Raw genomic sequence first — 15,568 nt, 5'->3', positions numbered from 1 at the left:
TTTAATTCCATTTAGTAGATATACTTTCTGAATATAAACTGCTAAAAAAACATCTCATATTTACTAAATAAAATTTCAAAATCAATCGGAGGATTATATATGGCAATATTAACAGTGGAAAATTTAGGACACTCATTCGGTGACCGTACGTTATTTAAAGATGTTTCTTTCCGTCTTGTTGAAGGCGATCACATCGGACTTGTCGGTGCAAATGGTGTTGGTAAATCGACACTTATGAGCATTATTACAGGTCAAGCAATCCATGATACAGGAAAAGTCGAATGGCTACCCGGCACACATTACGGCTATTTAGATCAGCATACACTTTTAACAGCTGGTCGCTCGATGCGTGATACATTGCGTGATGCGTTTTTACCACTATATAAAAAAGAAGAAGAATTAAATGAAATTACGATGCAAATGGCCGATCCAGATGCAGATTTAGAAAAGTTATTAGAAGATATGGCGGAAATTCAAGATGCATTAGACGCTGGTGACTTTTACACGCTTGATATGAAAATCGATGAAATTGCACGTGGTTTAGGTTTAGATGCAATCGGTTTGGAGCGCGATGTGGCAGCTCTTTCTGGTGGTCAGCGTACAAAAGTTTTACTTGCAAAACTGTTACTTGAAAAACCAAGAGTATTATTACTCGATGAGCCGACCAACTATTTAGATGAAGAGCACATCACATGGCTAAAAATGTATTTGAAAAACTATCCGTATGCATTTTTATTAATTTCACATGACACAGAATTTATGAATGATGTGGTAGATGTCATTTTACATTTAGAATTCACGAAAATGACGCGCTATACTGCGACTTACGAGAAATTCACTGAACTTGCGGAAATTAACAAGCGCCAACATATTGATGCGTATGAAAAGCAACAAGATTTCATTAAACAGCAGCAAGATTTCATCGCAAAAAATAAAGCCCGCTATTCAACGAGTGGCCGTGCAAAATCACGTGCTAAGCAGCTGGATCGTTTGGAGCGTATTGATCGTCCAGAATCTACGGTAAAGCCTGAATTCCAGTTTAAAGAGGCACGTACACCAGGGCGTTACATTGTGGAAGCTGAAAACTTAGTCATTGGTTATGACAAGGAAAAACCACTCCTTCCACCGCTAACATTCCAAATTGAGCGCGGCGAGAAAATTGCCCTTGTTGGTATGAATGGTGTTGGTAAATCAACACTATTAAAAACAATGCTTGGTAAAGTACAACCACTGGGTGGAAAAGTGATTTTAGGAGATTATTTATCCCCTTCTTACTTTGAACAAGAAGTAAAAGCAGATAAAATTACGCCGATTGATGATGTGTGGAATGCGTTTCCTTCGATGGAGCAAGCGCAAGTACGTGCAGCATTAGCAAAAGCCGGATTGAAAACGGACCACATTACACGTCCATTAAATTCCCTTTCTGGTGGCGAACAAGCAAAAGTACGTTTATGTAAGCTTTTGATGGACCCAGCAAACTGGTTACTATTTGACGAGCCTACGAACCACTTAGATATCGATGCAAAAGAAGAACTAAAGCGTGCAATGAAAGAGTTCAAAGGCACAATTGTACTCGTATCACATGAGCCTGAATTTTATGAAGGTCTTGTGACAAAAGTTTGGAATGTACAAGACTGGTTCACAACAGGCGATACAAAAGAATTACAATAAAGAACAAAGCGCTAGCGCGGCTTTGGTGCATGTCCCGGGTATAATGCTGCGCCCGGGGCTTTTTTCGTCCACTGTTCATCTCCGTTTTAAATTGGTTTACTCCTCACGACTACGGTAGACCAAAACTTTTTACTTTCCTACTTAGCAAACAAATATGCTAGTGTTTTTGGATACGACCCAGGTGAAATGGTTCGCCTGGGTCTTTATCTTTGTCGATTTTGTTTCCTAACCGCTTAAATTTAGCAAATTTACAAATCTGTAATATAAAATTCCGAAACTTTTTCCTACATTAAACGTATAAATTTATAGGACGATGGGTAAATATTAGTAAGGTATAACTCTCACAAAAATATCGCGAGTTACTCTCCCCTTTTATGTGGAACTTCTAATAAGATATATCACCTTATCCACTAGGAAATTTATACAAATAAGTATTGCATTCAAATTATCTTAGCAGTAAGATATATATACAAGTATCTTACCACTAAGCTATTACCAAATGAATATGGGAAAGCGAGGAAATTATTATGACAGTAACAATTTATACACAATCAAGTTGCTCTTCTTCACGAAAGGCATTGAAATGGTTAAATGAAAATAACATCTCCTATTCAGAAAAACGTACAACATCTCAACCTCTCACTTTAGCAGAGTTTAAACATATTTTAAGTATGACTGAAGACGGTACCGATGAAATTATCGCAACAAACTCAAATGACTTTAAAAATCTTGCAATTGATATCGATCAGTTATCCATTCAAGAACTATATAATTTAATTCAGCAGCATCCTCGTATGTTGCGCAGTCCTATTTTACTTGATGAAAAGCGCATTCAAATCGGCTATAACGAAATGGATATTCGCCGCTTCATCCCACGTAAGGTTCGCGCATTTGAGTTAAATGCCTTGCAAGAGCTGGCTGTAGATTAGTGGTACTATGTGGAGTTGACAATGAATGAGTGAGTTTAAACGCGAGCAATTAGCTATACTTTTTGAGACAATGACTTCTCTGGAGCGCAAAATTGCGAATGAATGGAATAATCATAATGAGCTAGGATTTTCGAAATCTCATATTTTAATTTTAGACTTTTTAGCAACAGAGGGACCGAAACGCCCTTCTGCCATTGCGGAAAAGTTGAAAGTGACAACAGGTGGCGTGACTGTTTTAACGACAAAACTACTCAATGCAGGCTTTATCGAAAAAACACAAAACGAAACAGATCGCCGCGCTTCGCAAATTCATATTACTGAATCAGGCTTGGAAATATTAGCGCGTTCTCGTCAACATGTTGAAACACTATTTGAGCACATTTTCGGCATGTTAACTACAGATGAAATTAAAACACTCCACTCAATTTTTGATAAGTGCATGAAAATATAATCATTGGGGTCAAGCCTATCTTATGTGTTTGCCCGACAAAAAGTCAGTGACAAATGGTCAGTGACTTTTTTGTTAGACTTAAATTTTGAAAGTAACACCTAAATCTGTTCTTGCAATATATATAGTCATTTTGGTATGAAAGTGGATTGGGGTATTTTGGTGTGGTGGCGATATTGACCAGTAAAACATGGTTTGGCTATTAACTGCATCACTTTGGCTTATAATGGATGTTTTTCGGCTATTAACGCTAGAAAAGTGGCTAATATTAACGGATTTATGGCTAATAAAGCGAATAAGTTGGCTAATAAATGAAATTCATATAAGAAACAGATGATGGCCAACATCCCTATTAGAAAAATCACTTCTATAGTAGGCTATTTTATATAAACAAGCGTATGCTTTGGTGGAGAGTCTTAATTTTCACGAAAAAAAACACCACTCTCTAAAGAATGGCGTTGAACAGTTATGCTGGTAATAATGTATCTGCAAGGTCGACATCTGATAGTAAAATTTCTTTTAATCGCGCTTTTGCACGGAATAGGCGTGATTTTACTGTGCCAATTGATACTTTCATTAAATCTGAAATTTCGGCAAGCGAAAACTGATCTACATAGAAATACCACAGTGTTTTTTGATAAATTCCATCAAGTTGCCCCATTTTTTCTTGGACAATTTTTGTGATTTCCGTCTTTTCTATTTTTTCTTCAGTTGAAATCTCATTATTGGGAACCAAATCTAAAATCGGTACGTCTAATTGTTCAGGTTGATTCATCATATATTTGCTACGTCGAACATTTTTGCGATAGCGGTCGCGGAATGTGTTCATCGTAATCGTTGTAAGCCATGCCTTAACATGGTCAACACCTGCTACTGATGCTTCGTAGCGAATAACCTTTACCCAAACTTCTTGCATTAAATCTTCTGCCTCACCTTGGTTACGTGTTAATTTTAAGCATAGGTGATAAATATAGCGGTTGTATTCATCGTAAATGTTTGTTAATAATTCATTCATTTTAAGTTCCTCCAATAGATTGTAATTTATATGAGTTAATTAATGTTTATATTCATGAAGCGCTGTACTTCTTAACCCTATTTTGCCAAATTTATGGCTTACACTCTATCGGATTGGCTTTCAATTTCCTTACAATACTGTAAGTTTGGATGTAATCATTTGCACTATTTGAGTGGAGGTCACCCTAATTGAGACGAGAGCTCATTGACCAACACCTTGAACTCCCCTACCCTACAACGTTTCCCTTACATAATAAAACAATTCATTCATCTTCCTAAAATCCTTTTCAAAATTCGGTTGAATTGTGCTAATTTGCGCGAGTTTACGCTGCTTTAAATAATCGCTCGCACCATGCAATAAATAGCCATTCAGCTCGCATATTGCAGTGATTTCCGCCATTTTTTCATGCTGCATAGTCGCAATCATCGGGTAAGTCTCCCCTACTAATACATTCGCAAATTGAGAAGTCCTTACACTTTCCATGCGCTTTTGTAATAAATCAAATCGGTGTGGGTAAGCAGTGAGCGCTTCATTGACAGCCATGACGAAATTATGCGGCAAGGTATACGGAATTTCCTTCTCAATATAATAAGGTAAATTTAAATACATCGGTGCATTGCTATCTTTCGGCGCTTCCTTACAAAAAACAAAGGATAGTCCTGCAACTGTGCCCAGTGCTTTTCCACTAACAGCTGTTGCATAGTGAAGCCCCTCCATCGAAAACGGCATGGCCCCGAATGAGCTAATGCAATCTGCACAAAGCTTGACTTTATTACGATGACACAGCTCGATTAAGTGCTCGAGCGGATTTAATGTGCTGTTTGATGTTTCCCCATGCACAAAAAGCACATAATGATACGTTTGCTGTTGTAGTTTTTGTTCAATTTGATCCAGTTGGAATGGTTGTCCCCATCCAAAATCCATACTTTCTACTTGTAAGCCCCACTGCTTTGCTTGATTTGCCAAGCGATTGCCAAACTCTCCATTTACTAAAATAAGCCCCTGTTGCTCGTTAAATTCACTCTTCAGCTGACCAAGCATCGCCTCATTTGCTAATGTGCCTGTCCCTACTAACGGAATGACAACGTTTGTTTGTGCCAAATTTAGCAATTGCGTTTTCATTTGTGTAAGGTCTTGCTGAAACTTTTCTGAACGATGCGATAATGTGGAATGTTCCAGTCGCTTCTCAAGTGCCACGGGTCCTGGATAAAAGATATTATTTTGCTCACGTAATCGCTCACGAAACCCCCTACTCGCCTCCCGTGTTAATACCATTGGCAAATACAATGCCTCCTCTGTACCAACAGGTGGTGCGAATTGACGGAAGCCCATTTGTGTATACAACTTTTCCTCACGCACAGTACCTGAAATAACACATGCGCTATATCCTTTATCATAGGAATAACGGTAAATCGCGGTTGCCAACTTTGTAAAAACGCGTCCATTACGATGTGCTTTTTTCACTGCGAGCAAGCGAAGTTCGCATAAATACTGGCACAAATCTACATCTAAATGCTGATCAACGTTTCCTATCTTTTGATCCAATGAAAACGGGCGAACATCTCGAAACGCGACCATCCCAACGAGTTCTGTATTTTTATAAACAATGAGATACACATTTTCTTCATGAAATTTATCGACTAACCGACGCGTTGGATTTGGTTTATGTTGCGGAATCTCCTCGACGAACGTTTCATAATTTAATGCAGCAATCGCGTCAAATTCTGCTTCTGTTGTTGCAATTTTACTCCAATACATCCGGCTTCATCCTCTCTAGTATATTTTTGCGTTGCATCCATATGACAAGAAGAAGTGCCACACTCATGACCCATCCTGCTTCAAAATAACTACTAACCAAAATTCCATATAGGATAAAACCATTCAACATACTTAATGTTGCACTTTTTGTAATAGGTATACTAATTAGAAATCCCAATATAAATCCAATAAAGTGAACGGGTGAAAAGATCACCATTGCCCCAATGATTGTTGCAACCCCTTTTCCCCCTTTTCCTTTATTCCAAAACGGATACAGATGACCGAGCACAACCGCAATAACTGCAAGAGCAATCGCCAATTCAGGTAGTTCCAACATTCGTCCAATGAGCACAACGAATAAGCCTTTTAATCCATCACTAATTGCAACAATCACAAAGGCTGATTTTCCAAGCGTTCTTCCCGCATTGCGCGCCCCTAAATTGCCACTGTTTTCATTTTGTAAGTTGACCCCTTTTAGCTTTGCAACAATTGCGGCAGTAAGTACGGAGCCAAGGAAGTAACTTGCGATGACATATAAATAAACCATATATGCGCCCCCTTTACATTAATTGTATACATAAATGGATATGGATTTCCAACTTTTTCAGTAATGACCGTGCGATTACTTGAAACATTAAGTCAACATTGAAATTCATTCAATAATTATTACGCAACTGCATTGCGAAACAATTTCTTATGCTATACTATTTCCAATACCGAAATAAAAGGAGGCCCTTTTAATGAGCCATTTGGAAAAATTAGATGCATACTTTACAGAAAATCGTGACAAACATTTAGCTGAGTTGAATGAATTTTTACGTATTCCAAGTATTTCTGCCTTATCGGAACATAAAGAAGACATGCGCACGGCTGCCAATTGGTTAGCAGATGCACTGAAAAAACTAAATATTGAAAACGTTGCTGTTGAAGAAACAGCGGGGCATCCAGTTGTTTACGGCGAGTGGCTACATGCAAAAGATAAGCCAACTGTTCTCTTTTACGGACATTATGATGTACAGCCTGTTGATCCATTAAATTTATGGGATTCTCCCCCATTCGAGCCAGAAATCCGTGACAATAAATTATTTGCGCGCGGCTCTTCAGATGATAAAGGACAAGTTTTCATGCATTTAAAAATGATTGAAGCGTTATTCGCAACAGAGGGCACATTGCCAGTGAATGTGAAATTCATTTATGAAGGCGAAGAAGAAATCGGTAGTCCTTCTCTACCAAAATATACAGAAGACAATAAAGAAAAATTAGCAGCAGACTTAATTGTAATTTCAGATACAGGGCTTTATGCAAAAGGTAAGCCTGCCGTTTGCTACGGTTTACGTGGTTTAACAGGCGTGCAAATTGATATTCGCGGGGCTAAAGGTGACTTACACTCAGGTCTTTACGGTGGCGGCGTGCAAAATGCCATTCATGCACTGACTGAAATTTTAGCATCCTTCCGTGATGAGCATGGTACGATTCAAGTAGAAGGCTTCTATGATAAGGTACTTCCCCTATCAGAAGAAGAACGCCAAGCTTACCGTGACTTAAACTTTGATGAAGCCGCATTAAAAGAAGAAGTTGGCGTGCAGGAGTTATTCGGCGAGGCTGGTTATTCTTACTTAGAGCAAACATGGGCACGTCCAACATTAGAAATTAACGGCGTATTCGGTGGCTTCTCAGGTGAAGGGATTAAAACGGTTTTACCAGCAGAAGCCGGTGCGAAAATCACTTGTCGTCTTGTGCCAAATCAAGATCCAGAAGAAATTGTGGCACTTTTAAGAGCACATATTGAAAAGCATAAGCCAGTTGGTGTGGACGTTGTCATTTCTGAATTCGACAAAGGAAAACCATACTTAACACCTTTTGACCACCCACTTATTCAAGCAGCCGGTCGCTCATACGAGAAGGTTTATAATGTTCCGACTGCTTATACACGCGGTGGCGGCTCGATTCCAATCGTTGCAGCGTTTGATGAAATTTTAAACTTACCTGTTGTATTAATGGGCTTCGGTCTTTCGAGTGAAAACTTCCATGCACCAAACGAGCACTTCCATTTAGAAAACTTCGACCAAGGCTTACGCGTACTTGGCGATTACATGTTTGAAGTCGCTTCGGCGAAATTATAAAACACAGCTCGGAATTGTGAAATGCAATTCCGAGTTTTTTTGCACAAAAAAACTCCAATGCCACTGATGCATTGGAGTTTAGTTACCTTTTTTTGCAATTAAATATATAAACATTAGGGGAGGTTATATAAGTTGTCGAACATAGCATTTAAGGTTCATTGAGCTTAACTTATCATTATTAATGAAAGAGTAAGTTTGTCATAAAGCTGTTTCTTTAAGACTTATTTATCATAACATCACTTTCTTTCAAAAAAAATATCCAGCCCCTGCTTTTCACATTTTCATCACAATTTCCGTTCACAATTTCGTAAACTGTTATACAACAATTGGTTGGTCACCCATAATTATGGATACAGGCGCTGCTAATTATAAAGTTTTTATAAGAAGTGATGATTTCATAAAAAAAGCATTTTGACCTAATATCAAAATGCTTCGTAATATAATTTATAGCGCGTTTAAAATCATTCCAACTGTTGCATAAATAATGACCGTACCAAAAATCGCCATCATATGGAACAGTGAGTAGGCAAACATTTTATTGGCCCATTTTTTCTGTTCTTTTTGCTTCGAGGCCGTAATACTCATCCACAGCCAAATCGCACTTAATATAAAGGACGCAATTGTCAGACCTAAGCTTAAAGGTAAAAATAAAAAGCTCGATAAAATGAGTAAAACTAAGTAAATATTCGATTGAATATACGTGCGTTTTTCCCCCTTTGCTACCGGGAGCATTGGGATATTCGCAGCTGCATAATCCTCTTTTTTGCGAATCGCAATCGCATAAAAGTGCGGCATTTGCCAAATAACCATAATTAAAAATAATGCCCAAGCTGCTGGATGCCAAATGTTTGGCGCCACTGCAGCCCACCCAATTAATGGCGGCATTGCCCCCGAAATACTTCCTACTTCCGTATTCCAAATCGTTGTTCTCTTCGTCCACATTGTGTATGGAACGACATAGAAGAATACTCCTAAAAGTCCTAAAAATCCTGCCAATGGTGATGCTAACATCAATAAAACTGTACCAATTACAAGCAATGCAATCGCTGCAATTAATACTGTTTTTACAGATAATTCTCCCGTAACGGTTGGACGAGATTGTGTGCGCGGCATTACTTGGTCAATATCTCGGTCATAAATATTATTAAACGCACCTGCAGCCGCAATTACTGCCGCTGAACCAAGTGTCGCAAAAATAATGGTTGGTATTTGTTCAACAAAATTCAATTCATATGTGTAAAGTGCAAGCATGAGTGCCGCGATCATCGGGATTAAATTTGACTTAATAATGCCCGTTTTCACAGCCTGCGCCCACAACTGTTGTTTCGATTGCGTTTGCATTTTTTTCTATCCTACTTCCTCATTTAGTCACTTTATCTAGTATACCTTATAGTCATCACAAACGGCTAACATCCGACCTTATTTTCTTTTATTAGACACATGTTTTTTAGGAATTGATTTTAGGGGGGCATAATGTTGGAAAATTAGGATTGGTTTTTCGGGGTTCCATTAAATAATAGAACAAGTAGTATATATATAGATCTAACAACAAGATATAGAACATAAGTTCAATCTTTTTCTTTTTAGGGGATCGTTCTCTAAATTACCTATTAGGAGGAAGGTTTATGAATACAAAGCATTGTCGTTGTTGTGATACAGTGAAAGCCCAAAATGATTTTAACAAAAATAAAATAGCTCATGATGGCTTACAAAAATATTGTCGGGAATGCACACGGAAGTTCAGTAGACAAAATAAAGAGCGGAAAGCAGCTCTAGACGGTCGCACAATGAAACCATATCAGGAACAAAAATTTGCTCAAATTAGTGAAGAAGATTTATTAGATTACTTACGGAAATTTACAGCAGAAAATGACCGCCTCCCTACTACGGAAGACCTTGAAAATAATCCTGACTATCCCTGTGCTTATACGTATTACCGCCGCTTTATTTACAAAAGTACTAAAGATAAAAAAGTTGAAAACTGGAATGCCATTTTGAACCTTGCCGGAATTGAAATTGTTGATTATTTTTCATTATGGCATGCATGGGAATATCTCGTCGAGCGGTCCGTACAAGTATTCGAAACAGATTATATATTCCAATATTTGGGAATATCCGATGATTTCCGTCCGGATATTGTCATCCCATCAAAGAAATTAATTATTGATGCAGCGACTTCAAATTATGCAGATAATCGAAAAATGAAACAATTCAACAATGCCCGCAAGTCGATTATGCAGTAGAATATTGGTGTTTATACAAAACTACTACGAATGGGCTTAATCAAGAAAATTTAAAATACGTTTTTGCAGATGAAATTATCAAGAGGCTACAAACTTACGGAGAAACGGAATTAATACAAAAAATCGAACAAATCCATCAAAAATATCTAGACTATCAACAAGAAATACTATTTCACAAAAAGGAATACTATAAAAAGAAACTCATTGAATTTGCTGAGAAATTTAATCGCAAACCGATGACTCGGGACTTTATTAACAATAATATCCTTCTGCAACAAGTATTTGTACCACTTTCGGTTCGTTCAAAGCGGCTTTAGAGTATGCTGGAATCGATACGTATTAGGGGAGAATTTGAATGGGAAGTAAAATTATTATTTGATCAAAGTTGGATGATTATTTCAATGTCCTCGTTACAGATAAAGCTCGTAATATAACTCTAGAAATGACCGTTACCTTTTGGGAAGTTGAAAAAGTCGTATTAAATTCTTGGGATTTTGTTTATTCCATGATTGTTGACAAAGATGATTGGAAAGATGGTCAATTTTTCTTTAAAGAATTCACTGAGAAGTAATGATTAGAATAATAAATAGCCAACTACCTGGAGCTTCTTGGATAGTTGGCATTTCTTTGAAAAGGCAGATAATGCAACTTGTTTTTGCTGTTTTTTCATGCTTATTTAGCTCAAAATCTCGTCTTTTTCAATTAAAAGCAGGATAAATTAAGCTACTTTTTGCTCGTTTGATTAGGATTCAATATAACGGATGAAGGGAAAAAGACCTATACTTTTTGATTGAAATATACTAAAAAAGCGCGGAGTTCTTTCAAAAATGGAACAAAATTATCCCGTTTCCCTTCCGAATAATTATTTGCACAAGCTCAATTTCACTTGAGATATTTCCAGATCCCCTCTACCCCAAACCTCAATTATCCTTTGTCTATCAATCAAATTTCATCCCTAAATAAAAATCGATCTCTTATTTTCACACTGATAATTTTAATTAACAAAAAATAAAATCTGGATTTACTCCACTTGTCGAATTCAACACACAACTTATTTTTTAATAAGCGCCAAACAAGGACTTTAGCATCAATTTGTCACATATTTATATTTAAGTTGTATATAAATTTGGATGAACAGGGATTTTGCGGTTGAAGAAAGTTACTTCTGCATTTTTAACCTTGAAAAATATATGTGAATTTTCTCGGACTGAAATTATTTTGTGAGAATGAATTTTTGTATGGTTAGTTAATCGAAACTAATTCCCTTCCAATACTCGATATATCATAATAATAACTAAGTGCCTTCAATACTTCTTTTTTTAAATCTTCTTTCTCCATCATTGGTGCCATTACAATCGGATAATTTTTATTTAATTCGTAAATTACTTGGCGCCCATATCGTGTATCTTTTCCTAAGTCCGGACGGTTTTTAATATTCGCTTTCATTATTTTTGAAATGTTGAGCTCATCAATGATCATTAATATTTTTACAACAAACTCTGCATTTCTAAAAATCGGATACTTAATAATATAGTTATAAACATCTAAATTATCTAGAACAAGCTGATACAAGTGACTCTTCTCTATTTCATTTTCACCAATATCTTCAATATACTCAGCAGCAAGAACACATTTATAAATATAATTTTCCCAATCGAAATTTTTTATTACGATTTTTTTAAACTCCGAAAAACCTTCTTTTACAGCTGGATATTTCTCTAAAATATAATCACGTTTTTTCGTCACTAATAAAGAATGCCAAAATCGCTCATCTAAATGTAACTCACGGTCTGTTAGTATGTAGTACTTTGCGATAATTTGAAATGCTTCCAAAAAGGCTTTATTTCGCCCTTCTCCAGATTCCTTCCCCATGTAGAACGGAAAGTTTGGGATATCTGTAATAGTTACATATTCCTCTGAAAAATAATCTTCATTCCCTATTATTTTATCTTCTAAAAAATCTTCATAAAACTGTACGTTATTTTTATAGCCTTTTGCTAATAATCTAATCTCCATTTTGATCAAGCTCCCTTACCGCCATTGAATATTTCTCAATCATTTTTTCAGAGATTAGTGAAATGACTTCATCGATATTTTCATTAGAAATTTCCGTAATCATCTTTTTCACCATTAAATTATATAGCTTATAATCTAAGCCCGTTTCCGGAACGTCGCAATGCGTTAAGTCCACAGCTCCTTCATCCCTTCCGCATTCACTTACAAAGTTTTGAAGTGCCTTTTGCAAGCCAATATATAAATAAGGTGTATTAAAGTTACGGCTATTGCGCATACCATTGAACTGAAATTCAGCTTTCTTATAGTGAAGTATAATTGTTTCCGTTCCAAGCTCAACTTTTATATCTGACGTTAAATTTTCATTCAATTTTTTTTCAAATAATACAAGTGGTTGTTGGATGCTTCCTTCAAAAATAACGACATTCGAAAAACCTAGTAATTTATTTTTTGATAGCATAATTTCATTTTTAAATGGTTCATAAAAGGATGTTAAATCGTCATTGTTAGTAAAACCGATCTCTTCATTTGTTTGAATTTGAAGTTGTATGGAAGTCCGCTTGTTCAATGAAATTCTCGATTTTTCTATATCTATATAGGATTGATTCGGCGTTAATTTCACAAAACGTGTATCTTTTGATTGAATAATAAAAATGACAGTCGCTTGGTTTTTCTGAATCAAATTATTAATAAAAGTTGAACCCACTTCGTAATCTAGTAAAAAGCGGTACGCATTCGTATTCTCTTCTAATCTCACATCCAATGAAAAATACGGATTCATATATGCGGTCGTTGTATTTGTTAAAATTGGATACGGGAAATTAGCATCTTTTTTGTAAATCATGTTACACCTCTACGTAATAAATGAATTTCAATGCATCATTGTAATTTTCATGCACATTCATCTTTAATTTGACTATTCCTTTTTGAACCGCAACATCAATTATTTTGTTATCCTTAATTTTGCATAGAGTTCCTTTTAATTCATCTTTAATTTGAATGTAATTGTTAGATAAACTAAAGCTATCTGTAAATTCTTCCCCCATGCCATCAATAATGCGCATTGCAATATTACATTGTTTAACCCTTTTCATCTCATCAGTTGTAGAGAACATAAATTGAAGGTACTCCGTATTTTGAACAATTATACGTTCCACAATATTTGAGTTTACACGAAATGTTTCTTTTGCATCATCGGCTTCATCTGGTGCTGCTTTATTACCATCTTGGGTCTTTTTCGGTACACGCTTCACATCACTTTTAGGCTTCTCTCTCACATCCCCTTTATTCTCGCCTTCTCCTCTCACTTCTTTATGTGTGTTCGTCGTAGTTTTTAAGATTGATTTACCGTTTTTTATTTTGACCGAACCCATCGCTTTTTCTAAATCCGATTTAAACTGTGATTCCATTAAATAAATTAAATCTTTAGTATCAATTTCTTCATCTGTCGGATTATTTTTGCGCATTTCTTCATCAATAACTTTCGCTACTTCTTTTGATAAATTATTTATAAAACGCGTTGCTTTCGCTTTTATTTTTGCATCTTTAATATGCTCTGAAGAAATTTCAGTGTGCGATTCATTTTCTAATGACTTCAAATACTTATCTTCTTTAAATCCGCCAATAAGTACGGCATTAAAAGGTTTCGAGGCATTCGCTTTTACTTTAAAATCTTCAATTTTCATACCAATTGTACGGACAATACCAACACGACCTTTTGGAATCGCTTCGTCATATGTAAAATACAACTTAAACTCAAATTCTTCATCACTATTGTTTACTACAATTGTCCTCGGTTGCTTTTGTAAATACGTTTTATAATAAAGCGGTGTAAATACCTTTTTCATATCCATCATATTTTGCTCATAGTATTTGGGATTTTCTAAAAAGGTATGGATTGTTTCTTTCGTTAAATAATACTCATTTACATACACTTCTAAATTTCCTTGTAAAATTGATACGAAAAAGTTATCGCAAATTGTTTTGATAATTTCGTCCTCATTGTTAAATTCTTTTCTCAAAAAAGGAATAATAATCTTTAAACCCCGCTCATTTTTTTGAAAAATCTCATGATATTTATTTTCGTATGGATAAAACTTCGATTGCCCTTCATTGTCCTCTACTTTTGCAAAATAACCTGTCGAGCGATAACACTGCTCTTCATGTTCGTGTTCGATCAACTGAACCGTACCGCCTAAATGCTGATTATTGTCCTGATCACAGTTTGCAAAGTACATTAAATGAAGGTCTGATGCAGCATTGGAAGCGATTTTACCGATCCCGTGTGAACCACCACGCGTCGTTTCAAAAGCCTCGTCCTTTTCCTCAAAATGGACACCTTTGTTATATGCATATATTCCCCAAGTGTCTTCTTTCGAGTTGCTTTGACCATTTTTTGCTCCTGTAAGCCCACTTGTGTTTAAATCTTCAAATGAAACATAAGACGCTTCCTCTTGATCCATACTTTTCAACATATGTTCAATTGTTTCTACTGTATAGCTATTTCTTCCCTTTAAACTACGGATGTGGACCTTAACATCTTCAATTCCTGGAATGTTAGTTTGTTGCGTTTTACCAAGTTCAATTTTTACGATAACCGGTAAGTTACTGTCTTTTAATCTTCCATCCAATGAATTTTGGATATTTTCCTTTGTCAGTCCTTTAATACCTAGTCCATAAAAACGTTCTAAAACTTTATTAAAATTAGACTCCTCAATATTCGGAATCGGAGAGAAATTCCACAACTTCTCATTATTTTCTGTTACCGACATATTATTCACCTCTACCACTTATATGTAAAATTACCCATAAACTCAATAAGAAACCATTACTTTTTACTTTCTATTTACAACTATACATTTAAAATGAGGTATGATCAAATTAAGGTAATAAATTGAATTTAATAAATTCCGCACCTTATTCTTCCCGCATTCTATATAATGTGAGGTAATACATAGGATTGGATGGATTCAATATGAAAAAACAGATACATGTTGTTGGAGCTATTATAGAGAACGAACAAAATGAAATTTATTGCGCACTTCGGAGCTCACAAATGTCACTACCAAACTATTGGGAATTCCCCGGTGGAAAACTTGAAAAAGGTGAAGCTCCTCAGCAAGCATTACGTAGAGAAATATTAGAGGAGTTTGCTTGCGAAATTTCAGTCGGAGAAAAAGTGGAAGATACTACATATGACTACGGGACGTTTATCGTTCGTCTTGAAACATATATGGCTCAAATTACAAAAGGAATCCCCACAATATTAGAACATGCCGATGCAAAATGGGTACCTCGTAATGCATTGCATACGCTAAATTTTGCACCCGCAGATATACCTGCTGTTGAAAAACTAACACAATCGTAAT

General features: G+C 36.0%; 13 protein-coding genes. 6 read left to right on the top strand and 7 right to left on the bottom strand.

Translation table 11 applies throughout. The annotated features are described in order from the left end of the window. Positions 1-99 precede the first annotated feature (99 nt). The 3 genes from MHI10_RS02230 to MHI10_RS02220 all read left to right on the top strand — a co-directional run bounded on the left by MHI10_RS02230 (position 100) and on the right by MHI10_RS02220 (position 3,051). A complete protein-coding gene (locus MHI10_RS02230; RefSeq protein WP_340782548.1) occupies positions 100-1,671 on the top strand; it encodes an ABC-F family ATP-binding cassette domain-containing protein in 1,572 nt (523 codons plus the stop codon). Positions 1,672-2,198: 527 nt separating this feature from the next. Further along, entirely contained in the window at positions 2,199-2,600 is a 402-nt protein-coding gene (gene spx, locus MHI10_RS02225) for a transcriptional regulator Spx (RefSeq protein WP_340782547.1), read from the top strand. Between the two features lie 25 nt (positions 2,601-2,625). Then, positions 2,626-3,051, top strand: a complete 426-nt coding sequence (locus MHI10_RS02220) for a MarR family winged helix-turn-helix transcriptional regulator (protein ID WP_340782544.1) — start codon at positions 2,626-2,628, stop codon at positions 3,049-3,051. 463 nt (positions 3,052-3,514) lie between these two features. Here MHI10_RS02220 and MHI10_RS02215 read toward each other — a convergent pair whose 3' ends face one another. The 3 genes from MHI10_RS02215 to MHI10_RS02205 form a co-directional block, all read right to left on the bottom strand. After that, the gene (locus MHI10_RS02215; RefSeq protein ID WP_340782542.1) at positions 3,515-4,063 is read right to left on the bottom strand and encodes an RNA polymerase sigma factor; all 549 of its coding nucleotides are present in this window, start codon (positions 4,061-4,063) and stop codon (positions 3,515-3,517) included. A gap of 231 nt (positions 4,064-4,294) precedes the next feature. Next, positions 4,295-5,821 (bottom strand): aminotransferase class V-fold PLP-dependent enzyme, encoded by a 1,527-nt coding sequence (locus MHI10_RS02210; RefSeq protein ID WP_340782538.1) that lies wholly within the window; start codon positions 5,819-5,821, stop codon positions 4,295-4,297. Continuing rightward, positions 5,808-6,368, bottom strand: coding sequence for a glycerol-3-phosphate acyltransferase (locus tag MHI10_RS02205; protein ID WP_340782536.1), 561 nt, complete (start codon positions 6,366-6,368; stop codon positions 5,808-5,810). Before MHI10_RS02205 ends, MHI10_RS02210 begins: the two co-directional genes overlap by 14 nt. Before the next feature lie 193 nt (positions 6,369-6,561). On the opposite strand from MHI10_RS02205, the gene MHI10_RS02200 reads away from it, so the two are divergent. Further along, positions 6,562-7,944, top strand: a complete 1,383-nt coding sequence (locus MHI10_RS02200; protein ID WP_340782535.1) for a dipeptidase — start codon at positions 6,562-6,564, stop codon at positions 7,942-7,944. A 444-nt stretch (positions 7,945-8,388) separates the two neighbouring features. On the opposite strand, the gene cyoE is transcribed toward MHI10_RS02200, so the two are convergent. Beyond that, the gene (cyoE, locus tag MHI10_RS02195; protein ID WP_340782533.1) at positions 8,389-9,285 is read right to left on the bottom strand and encodes a heme o synthase; all 897 of its coding nucleotides are present in this window, start codon (positions 9,283-9,285) and stop codon (positions 8,389-8,391) included. Positions 9,286-9,569: 284 nt separating this feature from the next. Here cyoE and MHI10_RS02190 point away from each other — a divergent pair, with 284 nt between their 5' ends. Next, complete coding sequence (locus MHI10_RS02190) at positions 9,570-10,187, top strand: homing endonuclease associated repeat-containing protein (RefSeq protein WP_340782529.1); 618 nt, start codon at positions 9,570-9,572, stop codon at positions 10,185-10,187. Positions 10,188-11,429: 1,242 nt separating this feature from the next. Here the strand turns inward: MHI10_RS02190 and MHI10_RS02185 are convergent. From MHI10_RS02185 to MHI10_RS02175, 3 genes are read right to left on the bottom strand one after another with little or no spacing between them, the layout of a single operon-like run. Beyond that, a complete protein-coding gene (locus MHI10_RS02185; protein WP_340782527.1) occupies positions 11,430-12,203 on the bottom strand; it encodes a hypothetical protein in 774 nt (257 codons plus the stop codon). Then, the gene (locus MHI10_RS02180) at positions 12,193-13,044 is read right to left on the bottom strand and encodes a hypothetical protein (RefSeq protein WP_340782524.1); all 852 of its coding nucleotides are present in this window, start codon (positions 13,042-13,044) and stop codon (positions 12,193-12,195) included. The genes MHI10_RS02185 and MHI10_RS02180 overlap by 11 nt, the downstream gene beginning before the upstream one ends. 1 nt (position 13,045) lies before the next feature. Continuing rightward, positions 13,046-14,971: a hypothetical protein gene (locus tag MHI10_RS02175; protein ID WP_340782521.1), complete on the bottom strand. Its 1,926-nt coding sequence runs from the start codon at positions 14,969-14,971 to the stop codon at positions 13,046-13,048. Between the two features lie 203 nt (positions 14,972-15,174). Here MHI10_RS02175 and MHI10_RS02170 point away from each other — a divergent pair, with 203 nt between their 5' ends. Next, entirely contained in the window at positions 15,175-15,567 is a 393-nt protein-coding gene (locus MHI10_RS02170; protein ID WP_340782519.1) for a (deoxy)nucleoside triphosphate pyrophosphohydrolase, read from the top strand. Position 15,568: the final 1 nt, after the last annotated feature.

This window comes from Solibacillus sp. FSL K6-1523, from assembly GCF_038005225.1.
GTDB lineage: Bacteria > Bacillota > Bacilli > Bacillales_A > Planococcaceae > Solibacillus.
This window is presented reverse-complemented; position numbering and strand designations above follow the sequence as displayed.

What these genes read in the sequence shown, in the direction of transcription:
- MHI10_RS02190 (WP_340782529.1), top strand. Translation starts at nt 9,570, where the DNA reads ATGAATACAAAGCATTGTCGTTGTTGTGATACAGTGAAAGCCCAAAAT.
- MHI10_RS02215 (WP_340782542.1), bottom strand. Translation starts at nt 4,063, where the DNA reads ATGAATGAATTATTAACAAACATTTACGATGAATACAACCGCTATATT.
- cyoE (WP_340782533.1), bottom strand. Translation starts at nt 9,285, where the DNA reads ATGCAAACGCAATCGAAACAACAGTTGTGGGCGCAGGCTGTGAAAACG.
- MHI10_RS02230 (WP_340782548.1), top strand. Translation starts at nt 100, where the DNA reads ATGGCAATATTAACAGTGGAAAATTTAGGACACTCATTCGGTGACCGT.
- MHI10_RS02200 (WP_340782535.1), top strand. Translation starts at nt 6,562, where the DNA reads ATGAGCCATTTGGAAAAATTAGATGCATACTTTACAGAAAATCGTGAC.
- MHI10_RS02175 (WP_340782521.1), bottom strand. Translation starts at nt 14,971, where the DNA reads ATGTCGGTAACAGAAAATAATGAGAAGTTGTGGAATTTCTCTCCGATT.
- MHI10_RS02170 (WP_340782519.1), top strand. Translation starts at nt 15,175, where the DNA reads ATGAAAAAACAGATACATGTTGTTGGAGCTATTATAGAGAACGAACAA.
- MHI10_RS02220 (WP_340782544.1), top strand. Translation starts at nt 2,626, where the DNA reads ATGAGTGAGTTTAAACGCGAGCAATTAGCTATACTTTTTGAGACAATG.
- MHI10_RS02210 (WP_340782538.1), bottom strand. Translation starts at nt 5,821, where the DNA reads ATGTATTGGAGTAAAATTGCAACAACAGAAGCAGAATTTGACGCGATT.
- MHI10_RS02185 (WP_340782527.1), bottom strand. Translation starts at nt 12,203, where the DNA reads ATGGAGATTAGATTATTAGCAAAAGGCTATAAAAATAACGTACAGTTT.
- spx (WP_340782547.1), top strand. Translation starts at nt 2,199, where the DNA reads ATGACAGTAACAATTTATACACAATCAAGTTGCTCTTCTTCACGAAAG.
- MHI10_RS02180 (WP_340782524.1), bottom strand. Translation starts at nt 13,044, where the DNA reads ATGATTTACAAAAAAGATGCTAATTTCCCGTATCCAATTTTAACAAAT.
- MHI10_RS02205 (WP_340782536.1), bottom strand. Translation starts at nt 6,368, where the DNA reads ATGGTTTATTTATATGTCATCGCAAGTTACTTCCTTGGCTCCGTACTT.